Below are 22,759 nucleotides of genomic sequence, written 5' to 3'. Positions count from 1 at the left end.
AGCGGCCATGGGAGCGCGTAGCTCAGCCGGTAGAGCACGTGACTTTTAATCACGGGGTCCTGGGTTCGAGCCCCAGCGCGCTCACCAACACAATGAAGCAGTAATCCCAAACGCAACTTCGACAGAAAGCTCCATGTCGGCACTGTGTCGGCAGCTGGAATTCCGCTGCCGACGCGTCCTGCCGCCGCAAATGAGCGGCGCTTTGATGTCGGCGCTTGCCGACGAGACTCTTCCGGAAAACTGGTGTGCCCAAAGCCATTCCGCCCCAAATAGGCCGCCTCAGTTGCCGCTCTCTCAGACGGTGCCGACGTCCCGCACGCCGGGCTCCGCCTCGTCACCGGAGCCAGAGAACAAGTAAAGTAAGGCGGCGCCGGTCGTCCCCGCCTTAAGCGCGCAATCTTGATTTGGGCTCTCTCCCCGGCGACAGGCCAATCCTATATGATAACCAACGGACCATCGGCAGGAGCCACTCCATGCTTGCCTCAATCATGTTTGGCTTGGTCATTGTCACCCTGATGATGTGGTGTGGGCGCGTGACCGCCAATTTCGCGGCACAGAGAGGCCGGTCTAGGCGCATTTGGTTCATCTGGGGAGCGCTGCTGTTTCCACTGTTTCCGGCTCAATGGTTCGTCTTGGGACTTCTGCCAAAGAAGTAAGGCCGCTTCTCAAACGTCCGCCTCTTTCATTTGCCTATCGGCCTGAGTTCCGGGCGGAACGAACGGACAGTCGAACGATTGCTCCTCTTGAGTAGGAGTTGCGTCATGCGTCATGCGCCGTCGATTGTGCCGCTGGATCGGCTCGACCGGGAGATTTACCTGGTACTGGAAGACTTCGGCGCGCGCGCCGGCTGCTCCTGGCGCGAGGCCGACGAGCAGGATACCGACGTCGAGACCATCATCCGCGACCTACTCTCCGGGCAGTACGCGTATCCCGTCCGTATCGTCGCCTTCAACGCCATCGAGGGCTGGTCTCGCGATGCCACCAGCGAGATCGCAGATGAGCTTGCCGAGCGTGTCACGAGTAGCGAGATCACGCCGGCCTTGCAGGGCTTCGTCCAAGCAAATGCTTCCCGACCTTTTGCTGTACAACTGGCGCTTCCTCTACGGGGGGCCGCCTGAGTTTCAATCTGTGATCGTGATGTTGCGTGGGGATTGCGGTGCCAGTGCACTAAACAGGCACAGCCGTCGGAAGTTCGCGCTTCCCTTCGGCATGATTTTTTGGTACCAAATAAAATGAAACCAGCAAAAAAGATTCGTGCCAAAAAGCATCGCGGCCGCCCCGCTACTGGTCAAGGCGTCCAGATCGGCACGCGCTGGCCGGAGGCGACTGTCGCTCAGATCGACGCATGGGCGTCGGGGCAGGAAGACACTCCGGCTCGCTCTGAATCCATCCGTCGGCTGGTCGATATTGGCTTGGGCAAACCCGCCTCCGCCCTCGCGGTTACGTCTGCAGCCAAGGCCTCGTCCGAGCGGGCTCGGGAAATGGCGCGTAATGCGATCGACAAGCTCAAAGACAACAAAGCGAGCCCGGATGACCAGGCCAGCCGCAAGCGGCGGCTCGTCAAGGGACCCGAGGAATTCCAGAATGTTCGACGCGACCGGCCAAATCGAAAATGAATTGACCGGCGCCCGCTTGGTCAATCTCGCCTGAAGGCAAAAAGCAAATGATCAAACCCAAACGGTCGGCCGCGCAACAAGTCGCGGACGAAGCCGATCGAAGGACCCTCAATCCGATAGGATCGAGACAGACAATAGCGGACAGCCAAGCCACTCCGGAGTTTCAGGAAAACCTCAAACGCCTGAAGTCCGAGCGGCTGGAGCGTGAGGCTAGACTGAATCCGAAGCGCAAGGTCTGATTTGAGCTTATCGACCCTTGGCCTCGCCTGGCTGGGCCGGTCAGGCGAACGGGCTGCGTCGGATGGAGGGTGCAGAAGGTCATGGGAATGTTGAACCGACGGTGGATGATCTTGCTGCTGGTTTCCGTGGTGATTGTTTGCTCGATCTTTGCAGGCGCTCGGTACTATCTGAGCAAATGTCATGGCATGGATGCGTGCGCGGCCGCCGAAGCCGAGAGCCATGAGCGAGACAAGCCAACCGAGCCACAATAGTTTTTGGGTGAAAAGCAGGCTGCGGAGGCGGATGAAGCCACCGGCGAGTTCGCGAACGAATGTCAGTCGACCCCGACGACGGCCTACACCACGCCGCCGAAGTCGATGCCTTCCTTGGCGAGCGCCTCGGCTTCCTCGGCGGACGCTGTCGGCTTCGTCTCGAGGTAGGGTAGCTCGGTCGCCGGCATTATCGTGCGGATGTTTTGGCCGTCTGTCCGCGTGATGCGAGCAACCCAGCGCTTGGGGCCGTGCTCGACTTGCTGGATATGGTACTGCTTATAGGTAATCATGACTCACGGACGCAACTGACGCTAACGGCGGCTCCCTTTATATCCAACGGCACGCCGCCGAACAACGATTTCCTAAAGTGAGGTTAAGATCGCCGGCGTGAACCCGTTCAGCGATCATTCAGCCGCTCAGGCGTAGGCATAGTGCGATTGGGAGAAGTTTGATGATCGGTGCAGTTGTGGCAACCTTGCTGGCTCTACAGCTCGGTGAGGTTCATCAGGTTCAATACCGTGTCCCTGTGCACCCACCGCCGTGCGGCCACGGCTGGGACGTCAGCGCCCGCGACGGCATGTGCTACCCCAACGGCTACTTGCCGCCGCAAGAACAGGCCGCACGGCAGTACTATGGTGGCGGTAGAGGCTATGGCCACTATCCCGTTCCTTGCGGAAACGGTGCCGATATCGATACCCGCGACGGCCAGTGTTACCCGACCGGAACGGTTCCGCCGCAGTTTCAACAGGGTCGGCAAGGCTATTACGGCGATGATTATTACGAGCGCCGTCCGAGGCGCCGCTACTATTGAAAGACCCTGAGGGCAAACGGGCGGGCCCCTGATCATCGCTTCTTAGGATTCGCGGTGACAGTGCCGGAGCGCACTGTCACCAGCATTCCGTAGTTCCAAGTCGGGTAAAAAGCCGCGCTCACGTGAGCCCGTCAAGTGAGCGCGGACAAAGTCCCAGATCACTTGCCCGACCTTATCTTCAGCTCTCCGGGCCCGAAACGGTGGCAGGCACGCTCAGCGGCGCTCCTCCAACTGAAACCGGACCTGCAGATTTCGACTGCCGAACGATGCGCTTGCGCATCGCGGCGGACAGTCCATAGCGCGCATGCGCTCTTCGAACGGAGGACGTGACGTCCGACATCATGGCATTTTGCAGCGAGTCGATCTTCGCAATCAGCGTGGACAGCTGCGAAGATACCTTCCTCACATCGACCCGTTCATCCGTGATGCTCTGCCGGAGCGAAAGCAGCACCATCGAATCCGCCTGCAGCACAGCCGCGTTTTGTTGCAATGCCTGATTGCTCTCCTGCAGCGAAGCCGTGTGTTGCTGCTGGGTCGACTGAATATCCTTCAAGGCCGCGACAACCGGATCCGGCTTTGGCGCTGAAGCCTCTTGGCGCGGGAGCAGATCAGCCAGGCTGCTCAGATTCAGCGATGGCAAGCCGGACGGCCATGTGTAGATCGCCGCGGCGCCGTTGATGGCCAGGGCACACACCGACAGCGCCATGACGGACGTCCGGCTGGATCGCTTGATCGGTTCCGGAGCGTCCAAACTTGCGGGTTCGCCGGCGGCGATGGCCGCAGCCAGTGCTGCAGGGTCGAGCTGTTCGACAAGGCCTTGCGTTTCGAAAGTCGCGGTCATGGCATTGACCCCAAATGAGCGAGCAACAGGAAGCCGTCGCCGGAACGTCCTCGCGACAGCTCCCTTACGCAGCACCCATCTACAACTGTCTAAAATTGTGGGCTTTTCAGCTTAATTCCACGTTAGCGGCCGCGGCCTGCTGCAGACCCCGCCACCCCCGGCCGACTACGGGATCGTGCGAGGGTCATGACAGGCAGGCCGGTGCGCGAGCTCCTCCCGATCCCGGGAAGCCGCCCTGGTCCGAAGCGGATTTTCCGAAGTTGGCAGACGACCCCTGTTTTGCCCGACGCGTCAACCCGGCGTCTCCGCCGGATGCAGGACCGCCATGTGCCAAAAAGAAAGCGTTGCGCCAGCGGGACTTAGCTACTGTGCATGGGGTTGTTTTCGCGATTTTGGCCATCGCCTGCTCGTGCGCCGGGCCCCTGTCCCAAAAGCCGCGAGACAACCCGCTCAAAAAGTGTAGGATTCGACAAAACAGGGAGGAGCGGCATGTTTGAAATCAGCGGTTTCGACACGGCAGGAATCGTCAGCCTCAAGCGGCTGTCACTCGCCGCCGCCCTCAAGAAGGCCAAGGAGCTCATCGCCGACGGGTGCTGGGGCGTTCAGGTGATCGGTCCAGGTGGCCAGGTCTACACCTCGTTCGAGGAGCAAGCCGCGTAGTCGCCCGCCTTCGGCACCAGCCTTCGGCATCATTCGAAAAGCACCCGACCGATCGCGCGCCGCGCGCTCTGGCCGTGGCGGTGATCGACGTGAAAACCCCAGCGCCTGGTGGAGCGCTGGGGCGTTTTCAAAATATCAATCGGTCAAGCAATGAGGCCTTCGTAGCAGCGATCTCGACCATCGCTTGTGAACTGCTTCACACGGCCTTCGATCTTTCCACATCTTGACGAGGCTCAACTGCCGCGCGCCGTGCCGTTGCCAATCAACTCGTTTGGGAGCACGCTCTCTCCAGGCGCGCAGACGCCGCTCAGGGAGAAAGCCATGAAGGACACGGGCCTGGATCATCGCCACCGCGACAAGGATGGCGCGATCAGCAAGAAGCACGGCAACACGCTGGTCGGTACGTTGCGCAAGATCTACGGCAAGGGTTTTGCTGCCGGTTATCCGGATACGACTGAACTCAGCGAGGTCTTGCATCAGTTGAACGAGACATCGCTCAGCCAGTTGCGGCGCGATCACGACACCGGGCATCTCGGCCACAAGATCGACCACGTCCCGAAGTGACGGACGTCACGAGTCCCAACTTCAGGTAGTTGAATCAACTGGGCTGCCGGGCGTCTCGGCGAACTTGCCGTTTGAGCCCTCGCCGCCCGAGCGCTAGGATGAGCCTTTTACGGAGGCTCATTTGAAACAGTTCATGATCATCACCGCCATTGCACTCGCCGTGACGGCTCCCGCCCGCTCGCAGGCTCTCGTCGATCCCAACAAGGTTGCTCCCGAATATCGCGAGGCGGCCGAGAAGCGGCGGGCCGAGCAGATGCGGCAGCGCGAATGCGCGCTGAAGGCGGATCTCGAGAAGGTGCTGCCCAGGGATCGCACCGTCTATCTCAACCATTGCCTGGACACGATGGCGGCCAAGCAATAGCGCCTGATCGAGCGGCTTGGTGTCGCCGACGCGTTCAAGCTTTCTTCAGACATTTGGGATCACCTGACGATCCATTTTCATCAGTCATTGTCGATCGACCGCGCATGAGTTTCGTCCAGATTCAGTGCACGCGCTGCAAGACCGTATTCCGCGACCGCGCGGGACGGTTGCAGGACGGCTATTCCAGGCAATGTCCGAGCTGCGAGGTGGTGCTGTTCTTCGCGGAGGATTCACCGAACCCTCAGGTCAAGCAGGCCATGAAGCGCGCGCGCAAGGCTCGCAAGGAGCAGCGCGAAGCCGAAATGGCCAGAATGTCCGCGCCGCAACCGCGCGCCAATTTTTCGCGGGCCCACACCGGACGGATACAGCTCTCGTCGGAGGACCACGAGGAGGCCTAGCTCACCCGCGCTTCCGCGGAAACAGGCGGTCGCGGATATAGCGCGAGGTCGGCGTTAGGCGGATGCCGCGCGGCTTCTGCCAGACGGCGCGGTCGATCTCGTGCTTGTCGCCGATCGCGAGCCTGCCCTTGGCGCCCTTGGCGATGAAGATCGCGTCGCTCATCTTGCGGCCGGAACGCTTGTTCCTGGCCGTCACTTCCTTCCAGAGGCTGATCCGGCCGAGCTTCAGCTTGGGCAGCTCTTCCTTGATCTCCCGCCGCAGGCAGTCCTTGTCGGACTCGCGCGCGCGCTTGCGGCCGCCCGGAAACATCCACAGGCCGTCCGACCGGCGTCTGACCAACAATACCTTGCCGCGCTTGGCGGCAACCAGTTTGGAAGACTTCGCCATGTCCGCCGTAATCGAAAATAGAATCGAGCCCATGGTAACTTGTCTAGTCGGATAGACAAGTTCCGGATGGATCTTGATCACCCGGGCCAAGGCCGTCAGATCTGATTAAACCCGGCAGGCCGATCCCGCCGTTCGAGGCGCCAGATCAGCCCTCGCCCGCCGCTGTGCCCGCCCTTGCCCCCGCCTCTGCCCGGTCCTCCGTCCTGATCCAGGCCATCATCATCTCCCAGGCCACCGACAGGATGATCGGGCCGATGAACAGGCCGACGATGCCGTGGGCGAGCGTGCCACCGATCACGCCGACGAAGATGACGATGGTCGGCGTGGTCAGGCCGCGCCCCATCACCAGCGGCTTCAACATGGTGTCGAGGAAACCGACGAGGACGAGAAACACGGTGAGCAGCAGCGCGGTGGTGACGTCCTTGGCGGTCCAGATCCAGATGATCACCGGCAGCAGCACCAGGAAGGCGCCGATCTGCACGATCGAGAGCAGCAGCACAATGAAGGCGAGCAGGCCGGCGCTCGGCACCGCGGCAAGCTTGAAGCCGATGCCGGCGAGCAATGCCTGCACGATCGCGACGCCGATCACGCCTTGCGCCACGGCGCGGATGGTCGCGCCCGCGAGCCCCAGGAAATGCTCGCTCTGTTCGGGCACGATGCGAAACAGGAAACCGCGGCCGGCCGCAACCAGCCGCGGCCCGTGCGGAAACAGGAAGCCGGCCACGAACACCGAGACCAGGAACTGGAGCGTGCCGACGCCGGCATCGCCCGCGAGCGACAAGAGCGGTCCCGCCAGCGGCTGGAGATACGGCGCCACCTCGCGGAGCACTGCGCGGATGTTGTTGTAGGCCTGCTCCCAGAGGTCGAATAACCAGGGGCCAACGACCGGCCACGACTTGAGCTGCTCCGGCGCCGATTGAAGCGCGAGGTCGCCGGTGCCGAGCTGGTGCGCCAGCTCGCGCACTCCGTCCACTGCGCTGATACCGAGCCAGGTCGCAGGACCGATGACGATGCCGAGCGTGATCAGGGTCAGGATCGCCGCTGCGGTCTTGGGCCGGCCGCCGAGGATCTTGGCGACCCAGCTGAAGGCCGGGTAGAACGCGACCGCGAGCACGCCGCTCCAGGCAAGGATCGGCACGAAGGGGCGGATGATCAGCAAGGTCCAGATGATCAGCAGGCCGAGCAGGCCGACGCGGATCACGAGCTGGATGATGTCCTCGCCCGTCAGGAGCTGACGCAGACTTTTCACGGGCACGGCTTTCCTTGCGGCATTGACGCGGGTTCCGGCACTTGCGCGGCCCCGCGTTATTGCCAGCCGCGCACCCGGCGTCAAGACGCCGGGCCGGCACGAGCCGGCGATTAGGAACGCATCGGGCCATTCTGCATTCCGAGACGATGGCACGCCGCCCCAGAGAGCCCGTCGCACACGCGGGAATTCACCGCGGCATCCGCTTTTCGCTGAAGCCAAACGGCGCACCGGGCTATTGGCGCTACGCCTATGCCGTCGGCGACAGGGCCCGCACCGGGCGCGTGCAAGGCAGGCTGCCGTTGCTCGCCATCAGGCGCGTGCAGATGTGCATCGACCGGGACATGCGAAGCATCCGGACCGGCGATTGATCTTGCGGCGGCGCCGTGGGCGAGCGCCGGCAAGGTGCGCGACGTGATGCCGGCTTGGCTAACGGTGATTAACCGGATTTCGGCCGACCGGTTTACGTCGATGCAAAGGCGTGCACCTACGCTTCCATCGAGGTCCCTCAAACCACTTCGGTGCAATGGCCAATACCATCTGGACGATCGAAGAATTCACCTGCGCGGGTTGCAGCATGAACTACACGGCGACAAGGGAGGAGCACGCCGAAGCGCATTCCGGCACCTTCAAGTGCAGCATCTGCAGCGGCGTGGTGCACACATGGTCCGGCAAACATCATTTCTTCGGCTGGGAAGCGGTGAAAACCAAGCCACCCGTGTTCGGAAGGCGTTGGGCCGGAGCCGGCGGGTAGACTGCTTCCACCGGACCCAGACCAGCTACTCCCGTCAACGCCCCCTGCCCGAACTGCGGCTTCTGCTACTCTGCGGCAACGGTTAAACTCTCCGCCCCGCAACTGAAGCCGACACGCAATGACCTCACCCTTCGTTCCCCAGATCGCCCTTTACCGCACCTGGCTCGCCGAGAAGCGCGGCCTCAACTTCGACAGCTACGAGGAGATGCGGCAATGGTCGGTGCGCGATCTCGACGGGTTCTGGCACGCCATCTGGGACTATTACGATCTGCAATCGCCGACGCCGTTTGCCGCCGTGATCACCGAGCGCAAGATGCCCGGCGCGGTCTGGTTTCCCGGCGCGCAGGTCAACTATGCCCGGCAGGTGTTCCGCCACGTGGACGCGGCTGACGCCGCCGGCCTGCCCGCAATCGTCAGCTGTGGCGAGGACGGCAGGCTTTGCGAGACGAGCTGGCCGGAGCTGCGGCGCAAGGCGGCTGCGCTCGCGCTGCATCTGAAAGAAAAAGGCATCAAGCCCGGCGACCGCGTCGCCGCCTATCTGCCCAACATCCCCGAGACCATCATCGCATTCCTGGCGAGCGCCAGCATCGGCGCGATCTGGAGCCTGTGCGCGCCCGACATGGCCGCGCCCGCCGTGATCGACCGCTTCAAGCAGATCGAACCGAAAGTACTGATTGCCTGCGACGCCGTCACCTATGCCGGCCGCCGGCACGATCGCAAAGACGTCCTCGCCGAGCTGCGGCGGTCGCTGCCGACGGTCGAGCACGTCATCCTGCACAGCGAGGCCGCCGCGCCCGCAGCGGCCGACGCCCTGCTCTCCGAAATTATCGCAACAACCGGCGCGGAGATCGACGCGTTCGAGCCGGCCTGGCTGCCGTTCGATCATCCGCTCTGGATCGTCTATTCCAGCGGTACCACCGGCCTGCCGAAGCCAATCGTGCACGGCCATGGCGGTATCATCATCGTGGTGCTGGCGCTGCTCGGCCTGCACAACGATCTTGGCTGCTCCTACCACGAGAACTCGTTCGGCGAGCGCTATCACTGGTACTCTTCGACGGGCTGGATCATGTGGAACAGCCAGGTCGGCGGCCTGCTCAGCGGCACCACCTGCTGCATCTTCGACGGCAGCCCCGGCGGCGCCAGGGACAAGCCAGACTGGACCACGCTGTGGCGCTTCGTCGCGCAGTCGAAAGCGACCTTCTTCGGCGCGGGCGCCGCGTTCTTCGCCAACTGCGCCAAGGCCGAGGTCGACCTCGTCGCCGCCGGTGATCTCTCACAGCTTCGATGTCTCGGCTCGACCGGCTCTCCGCTGAGCGCCGACACCCAAGCCTGGTTCAACAACCGCTTCGCTGGCCTGTCGAAGACCAACGGCAGCAAGGCGCAGGCCGATATCTGGTGGGCCAACATCTCCGGCGGCACCGATTTCGCCGGCGCGTTCATTGGCGGCAATCGCGAACTGCCGCAGACGCCGGGCGCGATGCAGTGCCGTCTGCTGGGTGCTGCCGTGGAAGCCTTTGACGAACAGGGCCGCGCCGTCATCGGCGAGGTCGGCGAGCTCGTCTGCACCGAGCCGATGCCGTCGATGCCGCTCTATTTCTGGAACGACAAGGGCGGTGCGCGCTATCGCGCGAGCTATTTCGAGACCTATCCGGACAATTTCGACGGCACCGGCCGTGGGCCGGTGTGGCGGCATGGCGACTGGCTCAAGGTCGACCCGGACGGCTCCTGCATCATCTATGGCCGCAGCGATGCCACCATCAACCGGCATGGCCTGCGCATGGGCACGAGCGAACTCTATTCCGCGATCGAGGCCTTGCCGGAGGTGCTGGATTCCCTCGTCGTCGATCTCGAATATCTCGGCCGTGACAGCTACATGCCCCTGTTCGTGGTGCTGCGCGAAGGCGTCGCCTTCGACGGCGCGATGCAGGCGAAGATCAACAAGGCGATCGAGGCCGGCCTCTCGCGCCGATTCCTGCCCAACGAGATTTTTGCGGTCGCCGAAATTCCCCGCACGCTCTCGGGCAAGAAGCAGGAGCTGCCGATCAAGAAGCTGCTGCTCAGCCAGCCCGTCGAGAAGGTCATCAACCGGGAGGCGATGGCCAATCCCGCCTGCCTCGACTGGTATCTCGCCTTCGCACGCGACTATCTGGCGCGGAGCGAGACTTGAGGGAGATCGCCGCAATTGCGCCGATGCCGTTTGGACTCCGTTCACCGATCGCCGCTAGAGCAGGATGCATCTTCCGCAACGAACGCGCGCCATGGCCGACCTCAACGCCGTCCTCTCCAGGCTGAACGACCGTCTGCTCCGCCTCGAGGGCGAGCTGTTCGTGCTGCGCTCGCTGGCCCGCGCGACGCTGACGGCGGGCGATGACCACGCGGCGCGAATGCGCAAGCTGGTCGAGGCCGCCAAAGTCGCGCTCGACGACGAGGCCACGCGTCCCCTCGACAAGCCGACGCGCAAATATGTCGATGCGGCGACCGCGCTGGTGGAGGAATTGCTGGTCGAGCCGACCCAGGCGCGGCCGTTATTCACCGTCATCGACGGTGGCCGGCGCGACTGAACGTCAAACTGGCCGTCCGTCGTCCGTCGCGGCGATATCGCCCGACTTGAACCGGCTGAGGCCGGCTTCGATGATCGCGATCTCCTCGTCGATCTGGCCGATCGGCAGGCTGAAGTCGTAGCCGGACCTGCTCTTCAGATCGACTGCAAGCCGTTGCCTGTGCATCATCAGTTCGTCGAGGCCGCGCCGGTTCTTCAGCCGGACATAGACGTCGACGATCTGCTCAATCGCGCTCGGCATGAAATAGGTCCCGGCGAAAAAGCCCGCACGGCGCACCCGCGCCGGCGCGACAATCTCGGTGTCGCGGTACGCAATACAAATCCGCGACGGATTCGTCGATACGCCAAGCTGGTTGAGATCACGTTACCGTCAGATGATTTCGTGATGGCCGAGCATGAAAAAGCCGCTGGCGATCACGCCAGCGGCCAAATCCGGGTTCGAAAACGGATGCGGGTTGAAATGTCGCCAGCCCCGGTCGGTCCACGTTCTAACGGCAAATCCTGGGTCTCTCTGTTAAAAACGAAACACAGGAACCGGCCGTCGGCACTCGCCGCACCACCGTGGCGGCGCGGCAACGCTAGTCTGTGACGCAGAAATATTTGCGCGGCAGCCTGCGGTAGGCGCTGTAGCGGTAATGCGGCCGGTACGCGTAGCCGCGATAGAGCGCCGGCGGCTCCTGGCCGTAATAGGCGCCGTGATAAAAATTGGTGACCGGCCCTTCCGCGCAGCGATAGGTGTACCAGGTCGGGCCGATGAAGGGCGCCACCCCGACCTCGGGCGGAACCACGGGATAGGGCGGTCCGCCAGCGCGCGCCGAAGTGGTTGCAACCAAGGCCGCGAGAAGGACAAACCACGCGCTCCGCATGCGTTCACTCCGAGCCGATGCCATGCGCATGGAAGCACCGGACCGGCCGACACCGCAATCGCGGAATTCATCGCGCAGCCTCGCCCGGCGCGTTGTTGATAACCGGCGCAAACCCAGCGCGGGTGGTGACAGGACGTCCGGACGTGTTATCGGGAGATGACGCAGTTGCGAGACGGATCGGACACCCATGCGCATTACTCTTGTCGGCTCCCGCCATTTCGGCGTGACCACCCTGAACATGCTCCGGGAGCATGGTGTCTCGATCGTGCGCGTCGTGGTGGCCGACGCTGAGGATCGTCTCGCCGCAACAGCCAAGGCGGCGGGCATCGACGTCGTGGTCCAGGCCAATCCCAAACTGGTGGTGGCCTCCGAGATCGCCCCCGACACCGATCTGATCGTCACCGCGCACAGCCACGCCCGGATCGGCAAGGACGCGCTTGAGGCAGCGAAGCTGGGCGGGATCGGCTATCATCCCTCGCTGCTGCCGCGTCACCGCGGCAAGGCGGCCGTGGAATGGACCATCAAGGAAGGCGATCCGATCGCCGGCGGCACGATCTATCACCTCGCCGACCGCATGGACGCTGGCGCCATTGCGGCCCAGGAGTGGTGCTTCGTCAAGAAGGGCGAGACGGCGCGGGAACTGTGGGAGCGCGCGCTCGCCCCGCTCGGGCTCAAATTGCTGGCCGACGTGATCGACTATGCCAAGGTCCACAAGGCGCTGCCGTCCAAGACTCAAGACGAGCAGTTCGCGACTTCAGCGCCAAGTCTTTCCTGAGGCCCTTTTCCTGAGTCGATCTCCTGACGTTTACTCTTAACGTGACGGGGCATTGATTTTGCTTCAAGAATCCCAGCCTGAACCCCAAATAAACCATTGTTCCCACAGGAACAATTTTCGATTTGGCACTGCACCAAATTTCCGTCACATTTGGCCCGAATAAGGGTCAGCATATCAGACAAATTCAAGGACGGATTTTATGCGTTTTGCTCGCATTGCGGCGTTCTGTGCCGCCTCAGTTACCACCCTCGCCGCGCCCGCCTTTGCCCAGACCCCCTATGACGGCAACTGGCACGTCACCATCGTCACCAAGAGCGGCACCTGCGAGCCGACCGCGAGCTCCTTGCTGACGGTTGCCGACGGCAAGATCACCGCGCCCGGCGCTAACGTTTCCGGCACCATCGGCAGCGGGGGACTTGTGAAAGTTTCGATCAATGGTGCATATGCCAACGGTCAACTCAGCGGCAACGCCGGATCGGGGAAGTGGAATGGAGCATCTGCAGGCATACCGTGCAGCGGGCGGTGGGAAGCATCGCGCCAATAGAAAAATCGTGACGAGCGGTGTGGGCCGGCGGCTGCTGATCGCGGCCGCCGTTATGTTTGCCGCCGGAATTGCAAACTCCGAGAGCAAGGCCCAGTCCGGCCCGTTCGCCCCGCTGGCCGGCAACTGGAGCGGCTCAGGCACGGTCACCCTGGATGACGGCTCGACCGAACGGATCCGCTGCCGGGCGAAATACGCTCCGATCGGACCGACCATGGAGTTGTCTCTGACCTGCGCCAGCGACGCCTACAAGTTCAACCTCGGCGCCAACGTCAAGGCTGAAGGCAGCGCCATCGCGGGCAGCTGGTCCGAGGCCAGCCGCAATATCAGCGGCTCCCTTTCGGGTCGCGGGGCCGGCGGAAACTATGAGCTGCTCGCCTCCACTGCCGGCTTCAACGCCAACATTTCGCTGAAGACGTCCGGCAACAAGCAGAACGTCACGATGCGCGCCGACAGCCAGTTCCGCGGCGCCAACATCTCGCTGTCGCGCTAAGCCGATACGAGTAGATTGACAATCGACCCGGCGATCTCGCCGGGTCGATTTTTTATGTGTCCGGCACGAACGCCGTGACCTCGATCTCGACCTTGGCCCGGTCATCCACGAGGCCGCCGATGTAGAGCAAGGTCGAGGGCGGGAAATTGCGCCCCAGCGTTTCCTTCCAGGCCGCGCCGATGCCGGCCCCGGCTGCCTCATATTCGCTGCGGCTGGTCAGGTACCAGGTCAGGCGGACGATATGCTCGGGGCTGGCGCCGGCCTCGCCCAGGAGCTTGATGATCCGCTTCAGCGCGGTCCCGACCTGCGCTGCCATGTCAGGCGCGTAATTGCCGGTCTCGTCGCCGCCCGTCTGCCCGGCCAGCACCACCCAGCGGCCCGGCCCCTCGACCACGACACCATGGGAAAAGCCGCGCGGTTTTTTCCACTCGGCCGGCTGCAAGATGTGCATGAGCGAAGATCTCCCGATTGTTCTCGTTGTTCACTGATGCCTTAGCACGGCGCCCTGCATCGCTGCACCGGCAGATTTGACCGTTGCAAACGGCGAGGATGTCGCCGATACCGGCCTTCCCTCAAGACCTCGCCTCTCACACCCGCGCCGATGAACACGACACCGTCCAAAACGATGGCTGCCCTGTGGATGGCCGGCTGGCTGTCGCTGATGCTGGTCATGGCGGTCGCCGGACGCGAGACCACGCGCGAGCTGAATGTATTTCAGATCATGGAAGTGCGTTCGCTGCTAGGATTCCTGTTGCTTTCGCCGTTCATCTATGGGGCCGGCGGCTTCAAAGTGCTCAGGACGTCGCGCCTGCCGCAGCACATCGGGCGCAATTTGGTGCACTATGTTGCGCAGCTCGGCTGGTTCTTCGCGCTGACGCTGATCCCGATCGGCCAGGTGGTGGCAATCGAGTTCACCATGCCAATCTGGACGGCGCTGCTCGCAGCGAGCCTTCTCTCCGAGCGCATGACGCCGTGGAAGATCGCCGCCATCGCGCTTGGCCTTTTCGGTGTGATCGTCATCGTCCGACCCGCCACCGGCGAGATCAATCCCGGTCAACTCATCGCACTCGGCGCCGCGATGGGCTTTGGGGTGTCCATGGTGCTCGTCAAATCGCTGACCCGCACCGAAAGCGCGCTGTCGATCCTGTTCTGGATGCTGGTGGTGCAATCGGTCGCAGGCTTCATTCCGACGCTGTTCGTCTGGACGTGGCCCTCAGCCTATGTCTGGGCGTGGGTCGGCGTGATCGGCGTCTGCGGCACGTTTTCGCACTACTGCCTCGCCAGCGCGATGCGCTATGCGGATGCGACCATCGTTGTTCCCATGGACTTCCTGCGAGTTCCATTGACCGCGACCGCTGGCTGGCTGCTGTATTCGGAGCGGCTTGACACCTGGACGGTGGTCGGCGCCGCGCTGATCCTGTTCGGCAATCTCCTGAATCTAAAGCGAGCTCCGGCAGATCCTGCTCCCGCGCGCTGAACCTCGCGCCGCCTCGCGCGACAAAACCAAGTGGCCGTGTGATTTGGATCACGTTGGAAGGGTATTCCATCGTGCACATTCTGCCACACAGCAGCGGGTTGAACGCGACGAACTGCCGTTTTGGTGGCGCCGAGGCGGGCACTTCATGTAAGTTCGTTGCCAATTCGTTGCTGCCTGCAATTTCGATTCTGTTGGGGATTCCAGATGCGCACTCTCACCCTCCTCGCGTCGCTGATGTGCATGGCACTGTCGGTCAGTGCCGCGAAGGCCGACCGCCGCGTTGCTTTCGTCGTCGGCAACGGCACCTACAAGAACGTCGCACAATTGCCGAACCCGCCGATCGACGCCAAGGCGATGGCGGCAACGCTGCGCAATGTCGGCTTCGAGGTGATCGAAGGTTCGAACCTCTCGCGCGACCAGATGACGGAGAAGCTGCTGGACTTCGGCCGCAAGGCGCAGGGCTCCGACGTCGCAGTGTTCTATTATGCCGGTCACGGCATCGCGGTCGGCGGCTCCAATTATCTTCTGCCTGTCGACGCCGACATCAAGTCGGAGATGGACGTCAAGCTCGGTGCCGCCATCAACATCGATCTGACGCTCGAGCAGACCATGGGCGACGCCAAGGTCAAGCTGGTGTTCCTTGACGCCTGCCGCGACAATCCGTTCGCCGCCAAGATCAAATCGAACTCCGCGACCCGCAGCGTCAACGTGCAGAGCGGTCTTGCTGAGATGAAATCCGGCGAAGGCACGCTGATCGCGTTCGCCACCGGCCCGGGCCAGACCGCGCTCGACGGCCAAGAGGGCAACAACAGCCCGTTCACCCGTGCGCTCATCGACAACATCACCAAGCCTGGTGTCGAGATCCAGCAGGCGATGACGTCGGTCCGCGCCCAGGTCAACGAGGAGACCCACAAGGGGCAGCTGCCCTGGGGCCACACCAATTTGACCGGCGCGGTCTATCTCAACCAGGCTCCGACGACGCAAGTCGCCAATGCGGCACCGACGGCTGCTGGCAGCGTGCCAATGGCGACGGGCGGCAGCTCGGACGGTGTCGAGCTCGAATACTGGCGTTCGGTCAAGGAGAGCAATAAGTCGGAAGAGCTCAACGCTTACCTCTCCGCCTACCCGAACGGTCAGTTCAAGGCGCTTGCGCTGGCACGCCTCGCGGCCATCAAGAGCGGCCCCTCGACCGCGACGCGCACCCTCACCGCTGGCGTCGATCCCGCGACCTTCACCGAAGAGGCCACCCAGCTTACCGAGGACCAAATCGGCCTCGACAAGAACCAGCGCCGCGACGTTCAGCGTCGCCTGGGCGGGCTCGGCTTCGACAACAAACAGACAGGCGTCTTCGGCGACGAGACCCGGTCGGTGCTCAAGCGCTGGCAGGCGGCGCGCGGCTATCCCGCGTCTGGCTACCTGAACAAGCTCCAGCACAAGGCTCTGCTTTCGGAAGTCGTGGCCGGCCCGCCGACCGCGAGCGACAACAGCCAGAAGGCAGCCCGCCGGGCCGCCGCCCCCGCGGCCAGCAGCGCGCCCGCACCGGCTCCCCATCGCAGCAGCGGCGGCGATCCTGCCGGCGCAGCCTTCGTCGGCGGTGTCGTCGGCGGCATGATGGGCGGCATGTTCCGCCGCTGAGGCGAGGCCAATCGCAGATACAAAAGCCCGGCTCGCGCCGGGCTTTTTCGTTGCGAAAAACCAAAGCTTTGGCGTCTACTTCCCCGCGGCCTTTCGCAGCGCCTCGTTGATGCGGTCCTGCCAGCCGGGCCCGCCGGACTGGAAATGCTCCAGCACGTCCTGGTCGATCCGCAGCGTGACCTGCTCCTTGACCCCCGGCGCCACGTTCTGCTTTGGCGGCGCCGCAGCGACCTTCGCCGTCACCTTCTTGAACGCCGCCTCGGCCTCCGTCCTGGCGTCGCCCAACGTCCGCGGCCGCCTCGGTGGTTGATCCGCCATGTCCTAGATTCCCTCAAACAGAGCCGTCGAAAGATACCGCTCGGAGAAGGACGGCACTATAGCCAGGATGGTCTTTCCCGCAGCTTCGGGTCGCTTGCCGATCTCGACGGCCGCGGCAATCGCGGCGCCCGAGGAGATGCCGCCCGGAATGCCCTCATGCCGCGCCAGTGCCCGCGAGGTCTCGATCGCCGTCGTCGAGTTGACCTTGACGATCTCGTCGATCACCGAGCAATCGAGAATGTCAGGGACGAAGCCCGCACCGATGCCCTGGATCTTGTGCGGCGTGTGCTGGCCACCCGACAGCACCGGGCTCTCCTCCGGCTCGACCGCAACCACGCGCAGCGAGGGCTTGCGCGGCTTCAGCACCTGGCCGACGCCGGTGATGGTGCCCCCGGTGCCGACGCCGGCGACGAAGAAGTCGATGTTGCCGGCGGTGTCATTCCAGATCTCCTCCGCGGTGGTGCGGCGGTGCACCTCGGGATTGGCGAGATTCTTGAACTGCTGCGGCATCACCGAATTCGGCGTCGTCTTCAACAGCTCTTCGGCCGTCGCGATCGCGCCCTTCATGCCTTGCGCGGCCGGTGTCAGCACCAGCTCCGCGCCGAGAAAGGCCAGCATCTTGCGGCGTTCGATCGACATCGACTCCGGCATGACCAGCTTGAGCCTATAGCCGCGCGACGCCGCGACGAAGGCCAGCGCGATGCCGGTATTGCCGGAGGTCGGTTCGATCAGCACGGTGTCGGGCTTGACGATTCCGGCCTTCTCCATGGCGATGATCATGGCCGCGCCGATGCGATCCTTCACGCTTGCGGCGGGATTGAAATATTCAAGCTTTGCCAAAATGGTCGCGTTCACGCCATGCATGCCCGGCAGCCGGCGCAAGCGCACGATCGGCGTGTCGCCAAAAGCATCGACGATCGAGTCATAGATCCGGCCGCGGCCGGGTTGGTGCGCTGCACCCGTGGTGGACGATGCGTCCATGATGAACTCCCTGTGGCGACGATTGTGCTTCTAGACAGCCTGCGGCGACACGCAAGCGAGATTGCGTTACATGCTAAATACGCTGCATCGCAAAATCGCGTGAGCAATAATTATCAGAAAACCAACGCATTTGTGTTGCGACCTCGTCAACTGATTCTGCTTATGTTAGACTTAGGTCTCAAGCTGGGAGGTCACCACGATGTCAGCAGTCGCTGAAGTGTTGTCGACCGTCGCACCGAACCGCGCTCCGCGTTGCAGTGAGTTGCCGGCCTGTCCCGTCTGCGCCGACTCCATGATCGCCGCCGAAGGTTCTGCGTATCTGTCGGAACACGTGATCAGCTATCTCTGGACCTGCGACAATTGCGGCTACGGCTTCGTGACCAAGCACTCCGTCAAGCAGCGCCTCGTCTGCAACTGACGTTTTGCACTTGACCTAGCGCGGGGCGATGTCGCCCCTCCCCCAGTCTTCGCGCGTACGCCGATAGAACTCCTCGAACGTTCCCTGTGCGATCGCGTCCCTGATGCCCTGCATCAGGAACTGGTAATAAGCGATATTGATCTCGGACAGCAGCATCGCACCTAGCGTCTCGCCCGCCTTGACGAGATGGTGCAAATAGGCGCGCGCGTAGCTGCGCGCCGACGGCCAGGAGCTCTCTTCGTCGAGCGGACGGGGATCGTCGGCGTGGCGCGCGTTGCGCAAATTCACCTGGCCGAAGCGTGTGAAGGCAACGCCATGCCGGCCATTGCGCGTCGGCATCACGCAGTCGAACATGTCGATGCCGCGCTTGACCGCCTCGAGGATGTCGTCGGGTGTGCCGACGCCCATCAGGTAGCGCGGCCGCTCTCTCGGCAGCAGCGGCGCTGTCTCGTCGATCATCGCCAGCATCACCGCCTGCGGCTCACCGACGGCGAGGCCGCCAATGGCATAACCATGGAAACCGATCTCGATGAGGCCTTGCGCGCTGGCATGGCGAAGCTGGGGTATGTCGCCGCCCTGCACGATGCCGAACAGCATGTAGCCGTCGGGCGCGCTCTCGAAGGCACGCTTGCTTCGCTCGGCCCAGCGCAGCGACAATTGCATCGCGCGGTCGATGTCGGCGCGCTCGGTGGGCAGTCGCACGCATTCGTCCATCTGCATGGCGATATCGGAGCCGAGCAAACGCTGCACCTCGATCGAGCGCTCCGGCGACAGCTCGACCTTGGCGCCGTCGATATGCGAACGGAAGGTCACGGCCTGCTCGCTGACCTTGCGCAGATCCGCCAGCGACATCACCTGGAAGCCGCCGGAATCCGTCAGCATCGGCCCGTTCCAGCCGGTGAATGTCTGCAAGCCGCCAAGCGCCGCGATCCGCTCGGCGCCGGGACGCAGCATCAGATGATAGGTGTTGCCGAGCACGATGTCGGCACCGGCCTCACGCACCTCGCGCCAGTGCATGCCCTTCATCGCGCCGGCGGTACCGACCGGCATGAAGGCGGGCGTGCGCACCACGCCGTGCGGCGTGGTCAGGCGCCCGGTGCGCGCGGCGCCATCGGTGGCGAGCAGTTCGAAATGATTGGGCAGACAGGTGTCAGGACGATTCATGACGGTGCTTATTGCGTGTCGGAGCAGGCCGATCAACCCGCTCGGGCGATGCCTCGGCCGGCTTATGCATCAGACTGGGACAATGGGTGCAAATATTGGGGGACACGGAATTGTGCGCCTGCGACGCTTGTTAAACAAAACGATACAGTGTAGTTTTACCTTGGGCTGGGACGAGATGCCGCGGCGATGTTGCCGGCGGCGGTAGATGCGTGATCGCCAGCCACCGCAATGCCCCTCCCTTCAAGTTCGACTGACCCAGCCGGCCGTTCGCATGGCTGGACGAGGTGGACCGGCGCCCGCCTGTTCGGATTGCTGGTCCTGACGTGCAGCTTGGCGCTCGGCGCCTGCACCTCCCTGCCCCGCACGCCCTATACGGCCACCGAAGCCAGCACATCGCGCGTGCTCGATATCGATGGCCTGCGGCGCTACGCCGACGAACCCATCACGAAATTCAATTTCGAGAAGGACACCAGCACCGCGACGAAGTCCTACCTGGCGCTCTCAGGCGGCGGCGCAGATGGCGCCTACGGCGTCGGTGTGCTCAACGGCTGGACCGCGGCCAAAACCCGTCCCACCTTCTCGGTGGTCTCGGGCGTGAGCACCGGCGGCCTGATTGCGCCCTTTGCGTTTCTCGGCTCGCGATATGACGACACGTTGAAGGAGGTCTACACCAGCGGTGTCGCGGAGAGCCTGTTGAGTGATCCTAGCATCATGCGCGTGCTGTTCGGGTCCGGCCTGTTCGGCAACACGCGGCTGCGCGAGCTCGTCGCCCGCTATGTCGGCCCCGAAATCATGGCGCAAGTCGCTCGTGAAAACGCCAAGGGCCGAAGGCTGCTGGTGGTGACGACCGATCTCGACACCCAGCGCACCGCGATCTGGGACATGGGCAAGATCGCCGAGGTCGGCACGTCCGAGGCGCTCAAGCTGTTTCGCGACGTGATGGCGGCCTCCGCCAGCATCCCGCTGGTGTTTCCGCCGATCATGATCGACGCCGAAGGCGAGGGCCTCAGATTTCAGGAGATGCATGTCGACGGCGGCGTGACGGCCCCGGTGCTGACACTGCCGGAAGCCCTGCTTTTCCAGGGCAGTCGCCTGCCCGGCCCCGCGAAGCTGGACATCTACATCCTCGTCAACAAGAAGATCGAACGCAATTTCGAGCTCGTCTCCAACAGCACCATCGACGTTGCCTCCCGCAGCCTGTCGTCGATCACCCAGTCGCAGACCCGCTCGATCATCTTCTCGACTTATGATTTTGCGAAGCGCAACCGCCTGGGCTTCCATCTCTCCTATATCGCGCGCGATTATCCGGCCGCCCCCTCGGAAGGGTTCGACACCGCTTATATGCGGGCGCTGTATCAGTACGGATATGAGAAGGCGGCTTCGGGCGAGGCCTGGACTTCGACGCTTCCGTGAGCGCTCGGTGAGGAACGGGGCCGTGCCGAGACGGTTGACGATGCGGTCATTCGGCCAGATTAGCCATGACGCACTCGTTGCCGCGCGTTATAGAGCAATGACTGATGTCACGACCGCGCAGGAATCATTGGGCATGGGATTGACTGCGACCAGGACAAGACCGGCGGCGCCGCGGCGCGAGGTGCCGAAATCGCGCGGCGGCCGGCCGACGAAAAGCGCCGCGATCGAACGCGATCAGCGGCTGATCGAGGTCGCCACCCGCCTGTTCCTGGATCGCGGCTTTGATGCGACCTCGCTCGATGCGGTCGCGGAAGCCGCGCGAGTGAGCAAGCCCACCGTCTATGCCCGTTACGGCGACAAGCGCGGCCTGTTTGCAGCCGTGCTGAGACGCGAGATCGCGCGATGGCTGGCACCGCTGTCCGCGGCCGCCGAGACGCAGCTCGGCAGCGCCTCGGATATCTCGGTCGAGCAACGGCTGGTCGAGATCGGGCGCGAGATGCTGACATTCACCTGCGGACCCGATGCCGTCGCCTTCAGCCGCATGATGACGTCGCAGGCCATCAACTTTCCCGACATCGCCAAGCTCGGCAAGGAGGAAGGCTGGCTCAAGGCCGTCGCCACCACGGCACGCTTCTTCGACCATCTGGTGGCGCAAGGCGCGCTCGACGTCGACGACACCACCATCGCGGCGGAAGTGTTTCTCGACGTCGTCGTCGGTCATAACCATCGTCTGGCGACGTTTGGAACGCCGCCGGAGATGAAGGCCGCGGAAAAGCGCATGCGCGCTGCGATCAAGCTCTTCCTGGCAGGCGCGCTGGGATCAGCGGACGGCAGCCAGAGTGCCGCCAAGGGCACGCAGCGGCGGCGCCCATCGCGCTGACAATTCCGTGAGCTTGCGAACTTTCCAGGAGATCCCGTGGCCGCGCCGTTGACCAAAACAAAACGATACGGTATGGTTTAATTATAGGGCGATGCGGATCGCTTTTTCACCAGCCCCAAGAGGTCCGCACCGCTTCGATCGTCGCGGCGGTACAGCCCGTGGCGACGTTCAGCGGCCGAACGATGCCCAAGGTCGGCCGCAAATTCTTGACGATCATCCGGCATACTCGCTGGCCGAGGGTTCGAGCATGACGACGGCCAAACGACGGATCTCGGGACTGCTCGCGATCGCCCTGTCCGCACTCCTCCTCGCAGCGCCGGCGCGGGCGATCGTGAGCACGGGCACGCCGACCACCCTTCACAGCGACACAGATGGTGACGCCGAGGCCGATCGCCAAGCGGTCAGCCGCGAGATCGAGCGCTTCCGCAGCTCGTCGATCTCGATCAACCAGGCCATGGCGATTGCGGAAGCCCGCCACGTCGGTGCCACCACGGCAGATGTGAGTTTCGACGGATCCTCCGGCGTGCCGGTCTACCGGGTGAAGACCCTGCACAACGACCGGATCTGGCGCCACACCATCAATGCCGCGACCGGCGAGCTCGTCGGCGGGGAAGCCGCCCTCCCTCTCGCCGAGCTCGACCTCGACGATCGCAGCAATCTCGCAGCGCTCGGTGCCATCAAGCACCGACTTGCGGATGCCGTCCACGTCGCCGAACGCGCGGCCTCCGGCAAAGCCATCAGCGGCGGACTGGTGCGCGAACGCGGCCGGCTGAATTTCGCGATCGTCGTCATCAGTGGCGACAACCTCAAGGAGGTCATCCTTGAACCGCCGGGCGCCCGGATCAAATAGCGGCAGCCCAATCCCGCCGAAAAGCGATTGACGGGCGCAAAACTCTCCCGCATAAGCTCTCGCCATGTTCACGACCACCAAACGCACGACTAAAACCACCACGGCCTTCGGGGCCCGGGGAGGCGTGCGCGTGTAGTCGTCGACTAGAACGCAATCCACTCTACCGAAGCCCCGCCCATGATGGTCCGGGGCTTTTTTGTTGTCTGAATTCTCAAATCAATGGAGGACAAAGTGAGTAACGATCCCGTCGTCGCGATT

At 63.4% G+C, this 22,759-nt stretch carries 31 protein-coding genes and 1 tRNA gene; 22 read left to right on the top strand and 10 right to left on the bottom strand.

Translation table 11 applies throughout. The features are described 5' to 3' along the window. Positions 1 to 11: 11 nt before the first annotated feature. The 4 genes from AC0L3B_RS22880 (at position 12) to AC0L3B_RS22865 (ending at position 1,855) form a co-directional block, all read left to right on the top strand. Positions 12 to 87 (top strand) — tRNA-Lys (locus AC0L3B_RS22880). 674 nt (positions 88 to 761) lie between these two features. Beyond that, positions 762 to 1,118: a hypothetical protein gene (locus AC0L3B_RS22875; RefSeq protein WP_473381092.1), complete on the top strand. Its 357-nt coding sequence runs from the start codon at positions 762 to 764 to the stop codon at positions 1,116 to 1,118. Between the two features lie 114 nt (positions 1,119 to 1,232). Further along, on the top strand, positions 1,233 to 1,616 hold the full coding sequence (locus AC0L3B_RS22870) for a hypothetical protein (protein WP_473381091.1): 384 nt from the start codon (positions 1,233 to 1,235) through the stop codon (positions 1,614 to 1,616). 47 nt (positions 1,617 to 1,663) lie between these two features. Continuing rightward, positions 1,664 to 1,855: a hypothetical protein gene (locus AC0L3B_RS22865; RefSeq protein WP_018457953.1), complete on the top strand. Its 192-nt coding sequence runs from the start codon at positions 1,664 to 1,666 to the stop codon at positions 1,853 to 1,855. A gap of 335 nt (positions 1,856 to 2,190) precedes the next feature. On the opposite strand, the gene AC0L3B_RS22860 is transcribed toward AC0L3B_RS22865, so the two are convergent. Beyond that, complete coding sequence (locus tag AC0L3B_RS22860) at positions 2,191 to 2,397, bottom strand: hypothetical protein (protein WP_085353134.1); 207 nt, start codon at positions 2,395 to 2,397, stop codon at positions 2,191 to 2,193. Between the two features lie 161 nt (positions 2,398 to 2,558). Between AC0L3B_RS22860 and AC0L3B_RS22855 the strand changes: the two genes are divergently transcribed. Continuing rightward, positions 2,559 to 2,918: a hypothetical protein gene (locus AC0L3B_RS22855; RefSeq protein ID WP_143273397.1), complete on the top strand. Its 360-nt coding sequence runs from the start codon at positions 2,559 to 2,561 to the stop codon at positions 2,916 to 2,918. Positions 2,919 to 3,096: 178 nt separating this feature from the next. Here the strand turns inward: AC0L3B_RS22855 and AC0L3B_RS22850 are convergent, their stop codons facing one another. Beyond that, a complete protein-coding gene (locus AC0L3B_RS22850; RefSeq protein ID WP_085353138.1) occupies positions 3,097 to 3,759 on the bottom strand; it encodes a hypothetical protein in 663 nt (220 codons plus the stop codon). Between the two features lie 489 nt (positions 3,760 to 4,248). Here AC0L3B_RS22850 and AC0L3B_RS22845 point away from each other — a divergent pair, with 489 nt between their 5' ends. From AC0L3B_RS22845 to AC0L3B_RS22830, 4 genes are all read left to right on the top strand, one after another. Continuing rightward, entirely contained in the window at positions 4,249 to 4,419 is a 171-nt protein-coding gene (locus tag AC0L3B_RS22845) for a hypothetical protein (protein ID WP_018457957.1), read from the top strand. Positions 4,420 to 4,740: 321 nt separating this feature from the next. Continuing rightward, the gene (locus AC0L3B_RS22840) at positions 4,741 to 4,983 is read left to right on the top strand and encodes a hypothetical protein (protein WP_007590794.1); all 243 of its coding nucleotides are present in this window, start codon (positions 4,741 to 4,743) and stop codon (positions 4,981 to 4,983) included. Positions 4,984 to 5,116: 133 nt separating this feature from the next. After that, positions 5,117 to 5,344 (top strand): hypothetical protein, encoded by a 228-nt coding sequence (locus AC0L3B_RS22835; protein WP_018457959.1) that lies wholly within the window; start codon positions 5,117 to 5,119, stop codon positions 5,342 to 5,344. 104 nt (positions 5,345 to 5,448) lie between these two features. Continuing rightward, on the top strand, positions 5,449 to 5,742 hold the full coding sequence (locus AC0L3B_RS22830; protein ID WP_473381090.1) for a hypothetical protein: 294 nt from the start codon (positions 5,449 to 5,451) through the stop codon (positions 5,740 to 5,742). Between the two features lies 1 nt (position 5,743). On the opposite strand, the gene AC0L3B_RS22825 is transcribed toward AC0L3B_RS22830, so the two are convergent. Then, a complete protein-coding gene (locus tag AC0L3B_RS22825; protein WP_026233469.1) occupies positions 5,744 to 6,130 on the bottom strand; it encodes an NUDIX hydrolase in 387 nt (128 codons plus the stop codon). Between the two features lie 145 nt (positions 6,131 to 6,275). Then, positions 6,276 to 7,385, bottom strand: coding sequence for an AI-2E family transporter (locus AC0L3B_RS22820; protein WP_026233470.1), 1,110 nt, complete (start codon positions 7,383 to 7,385; stop codon positions 6,276 to 6,278). A gap of 140 nt (positions 7,386 to 7,525) precedes the next feature. On the opposite strand from AC0L3B_RS22820, the gene AC0L3B_RS22815 reads away from it, so the two are divergent. The 4 genes from AC0L3B_RS22815 to AC0L3B_RS22800 all read left to right on the top strand — a co-directional run bounded on the left by AC0L3B_RS22815 (position 7,526) and on the right by AC0L3B_RS22800 (position 10,691). Next, the gene (locus AC0L3B_RS22815) at positions 7,526 to 7,747 is read left to right on the top strand and encodes a hypothetical protein (protein WP_018457963.1); all 222 of its coding nucleotides are present in this window, start codon (positions 7,526 to 7,528) and stop codon (positions 7,745 to 7,747) included. A gap of 155 nt (positions 7,748 to 7,902) precedes the next feature. Continuing rightward, positions 7,903 to 8,130 (top strand): hypothetical protein, encoded by a 228-nt coding sequence (locus AC0L3B_RS22810; protein WP_018457964.1) that lies wholly within the window; start codon positions 7,903 to 7,905, stop codon positions 8,128 to 8,130. Between the two features lie 118 nt (positions 8,131 to 8,248). Then, a complete protein-coding gene (locus tag AC0L3B_RS22805; protein ID WP_473381089.1) occupies positions 8,249 to 10,297 on the top strand; it encodes an acetoacetate--CoA ligase in 2,049 nt (682 codons plus the stop codon). Between the two features lie 91 nt (positions 10,298 to 10,388). After that, positions 10,389 to 10,691, top strand: a complete 303-nt coding sequence (locus AC0L3B_RS22800; protein ID WP_085353143.1) for a hypothetical protein — start codon at positions 10,389 to 10,391, stop codon at positions 10,689 to 10,691. 3 nt (positions 10,692 to 10,694) lie between these two features. Here AC0L3B_RS22800 and AC0L3B_RS22795 read toward each other — a convergent pair whose 3' ends face one another. Then, positions 10,695 to 10,931 carry a hypothetical protein gene (locus AC0L3B_RS22795; protein WP_247409285.1) on the bottom strand — a complete coding sequence of 79 codons (237 nt, stop codon included), beginning with the start codon at positions 10,929 to 10,931 and terminating at the stop codon, positions 10,695 to 10,697. A 337-nt stretch (positions 10,932 to 11,268) separates the two neighbouring features. Beyond that, a complete protein-coding gene (locus AC0L3B_RS22790; RefSeq protein ID WP_247370365.1) occupies positions 11,269 to 11,556 on the bottom strand; it encodes a hypothetical protein in 288 nt (95 codons plus the stop codon). Between the two features lie 187 nt (positions 11,557 to 11,743). Between AC0L3B_RS22790 and AC0L3B_RS22785 the strand changes: the two genes are divergently transcribed. The 3 genes from AC0L3B_RS22785 (at position 11,744) to AC0L3B_RS22775 (ending at position 13,365) form a co-directional block, all read left to right on the top strand. Then, positions 11,744 to 12,331, top strand: coding sequence for a formyltransferase family protein (locus AC0L3B_RS22785; RefSeq protein ID WP_018457969.1), 588 nt, complete (start codon positions 11,744 to 11,746; stop codon positions 12,329 to 12,331). Between the two features lie 199 nt (positions 12,332 to 12,530). After that, positions 12,531 to 12,875, top strand: a complete 345-nt coding sequence (locus AC0L3B_RS22780; RefSeq protein ID WP_018457970.1) for a hypothetical protein — start codon at positions 12,531 to 12,533, stop codon at positions 12,873 to 12,875. Continuing rightward, positions 12,820 to 13,365 (top strand): hypothetical protein, encoded by a 546-nt coding sequence (locus tag AC0L3B_RS22775; protein ID WP_247370363.1) that lies wholly within the window; start codon positions 12,820 to 12,822, stop codon positions 13,363 to 13,365. Before AC0L3B_RS22780 ends, AC0L3B_RS22775 begins: the two co-directional genes overlap by 56 nt. Before the next feature lie 52 nt (positions 13,366 to 13,417). Here AC0L3B_RS22775 and AC0L3B_RS22770 read toward each other — a convergent pair whose 3' ends face one another. Continuing rightward, positions 13,418 to 13,816, bottom strand: coding sequence for a RidA family protein (locus tag AC0L3B_RS22770; RefSeq protein ID WP_247370361.1), 399 nt, complete (start codon positions 13,814 to 13,816; stop codon positions 13,418 to 13,420). Positions 13,817 to 13,966: 150 nt separating this feature from the next. Between AC0L3B_RS22770 and AC0L3B_RS22765 the strand changes: the two genes are divergently transcribed. After that, entirely contained in the window at positions 13,967 to 14,842 is an 876-nt protein-coding gene (locus tag AC0L3B_RS22765) for a DMT family transporter (RefSeq protein WP_456654168.1), read from the top strand. Between the two features lie 204 nt (positions 14,843 to 15,046). Then, positions 15,047 to 16,477, top strand: coding sequence for a caspase family protein (locus AC0L3B_RS22760; RefSeq protein WP_018457974.1), 1,431 nt, complete (start codon positions 15,047 to 15,049; stop codon positions 16,475 to 16,477). Positions 16,478 to 16,552: 75 nt separating this feature from the next. Here the strand turns inward: AC0L3B_RS22760 and AC0L3B_RS22755 are convergent, their stop codons facing one another. Beyond that, positions 16,553 to 16,795 (bottom strand): BrnA antitoxin family protein, encoded by a 243-nt coding sequence (locus AC0L3B_RS22755; protein ID WP_007610629.1) that lies wholly within the window; start codon positions 16,793 to 16,795, stop codon positions 16,553 to 16,555. Between the two features lie 3 nt (positions 16,796 to 16,798). Next, complete coding sequence (gene cysK, locus AC0L3B_RS22750; protein WP_456654167.1) at positions 16,799 to 17,776, bottom strand: cysteine synthase A; 978 nt, start codon at positions 17,774 to 17,776, stop codon at positions 16,799 to 16,801. A 199-nt stretch (positions 17,777 to 17,975) separates the two neighbouring features. Between cysK and AC0L3B_RS22745 the strand changes: the two genes are divergently transcribed. Next, the gene (locus tag AC0L3B_RS22745) at positions 17,976 to 18,194 is read left to right on the top strand and encodes a hypothetical protein (protein ID WP_026233474.1); all 219 of its coding nucleotides are present in this window, start codon (positions 17,976 to 17,978) and stop codon (positions 18,192 to 18,194) included. Positions 18,195 to 18,209: 15 nt separating this feature from the next. Here AC0L3B_RS22745 and tgt read toward each other — a convergent pair whose 3' ends face one another. After that, the gene (tgt, locus tag AC0L3B_RS22740) at positions 18,210 to 19,358 is read right to left on the bottom strand and encodes a tRNA guanosine(34) transglycosylase Tgt (RefSeq protein WP_473381088.1); all 1,149 of its coding nucleotides are present in this window, start codon (positions 19,356 to 19,358) and stop codon (positions 18,210 to 18,212) included. Positions 19,359 to 19,586: 228 nt separating this feature from the next. Between tgt and AC0L3B_RS22735 the strand changes: the two genes are divergently transcribed. The 3 genes from AC0L3B_RS22735 (at position 19,587) to AC0L3B_RS22725 (ending at position 22,501) form a co-directional block, all read left to right on the top strand. Continuing rightward, entirely contained in the window at positions 19,587 to 20,771 is a 1,185-nt protein-coding gene (locus AC0L3B_RS22735; RefSeq protein ID WP_473381087.1) for a patatin-like phospholipase family protein, read from the top strand. Positions 20,772 to 20,904: 133 nt separating this feature from the next. Beyond that, positions 20,905 to 21,651, top strand: a complete 747-nt coding sequence (locus AC0L3B_RS22730; RefSeq protein WP_018457980.1) for a TetR/AcrR family transcriptional regulator — start codon at positions 20,905 to 20,907, stop codon at positions 21,649 to 21,651. Positions 21,652 to 21,898: 247 nt separating this feature from the next. Next, positions 21,899 to 22,501 (top strand): PepSY domain-containing protein, encoded by a 603-nt coding sequence (locus AC0L3B_RS22725; RefSeq protein WP_247369949.1) that lies wholly within the window; start codon positions 21,899 to 21,901, stop codon positions 22,499 to 22,501. Positions 22,502 to 22,759: the final 258 nt, after the last annotated feature.

The sequence above is a fragment of the Bradyrhizobium sp. Kon56 genome (assembly GCF_055807635.1).
This window is presented reverse-complemented; position numbering and strand designations above follow the sequence as displayed.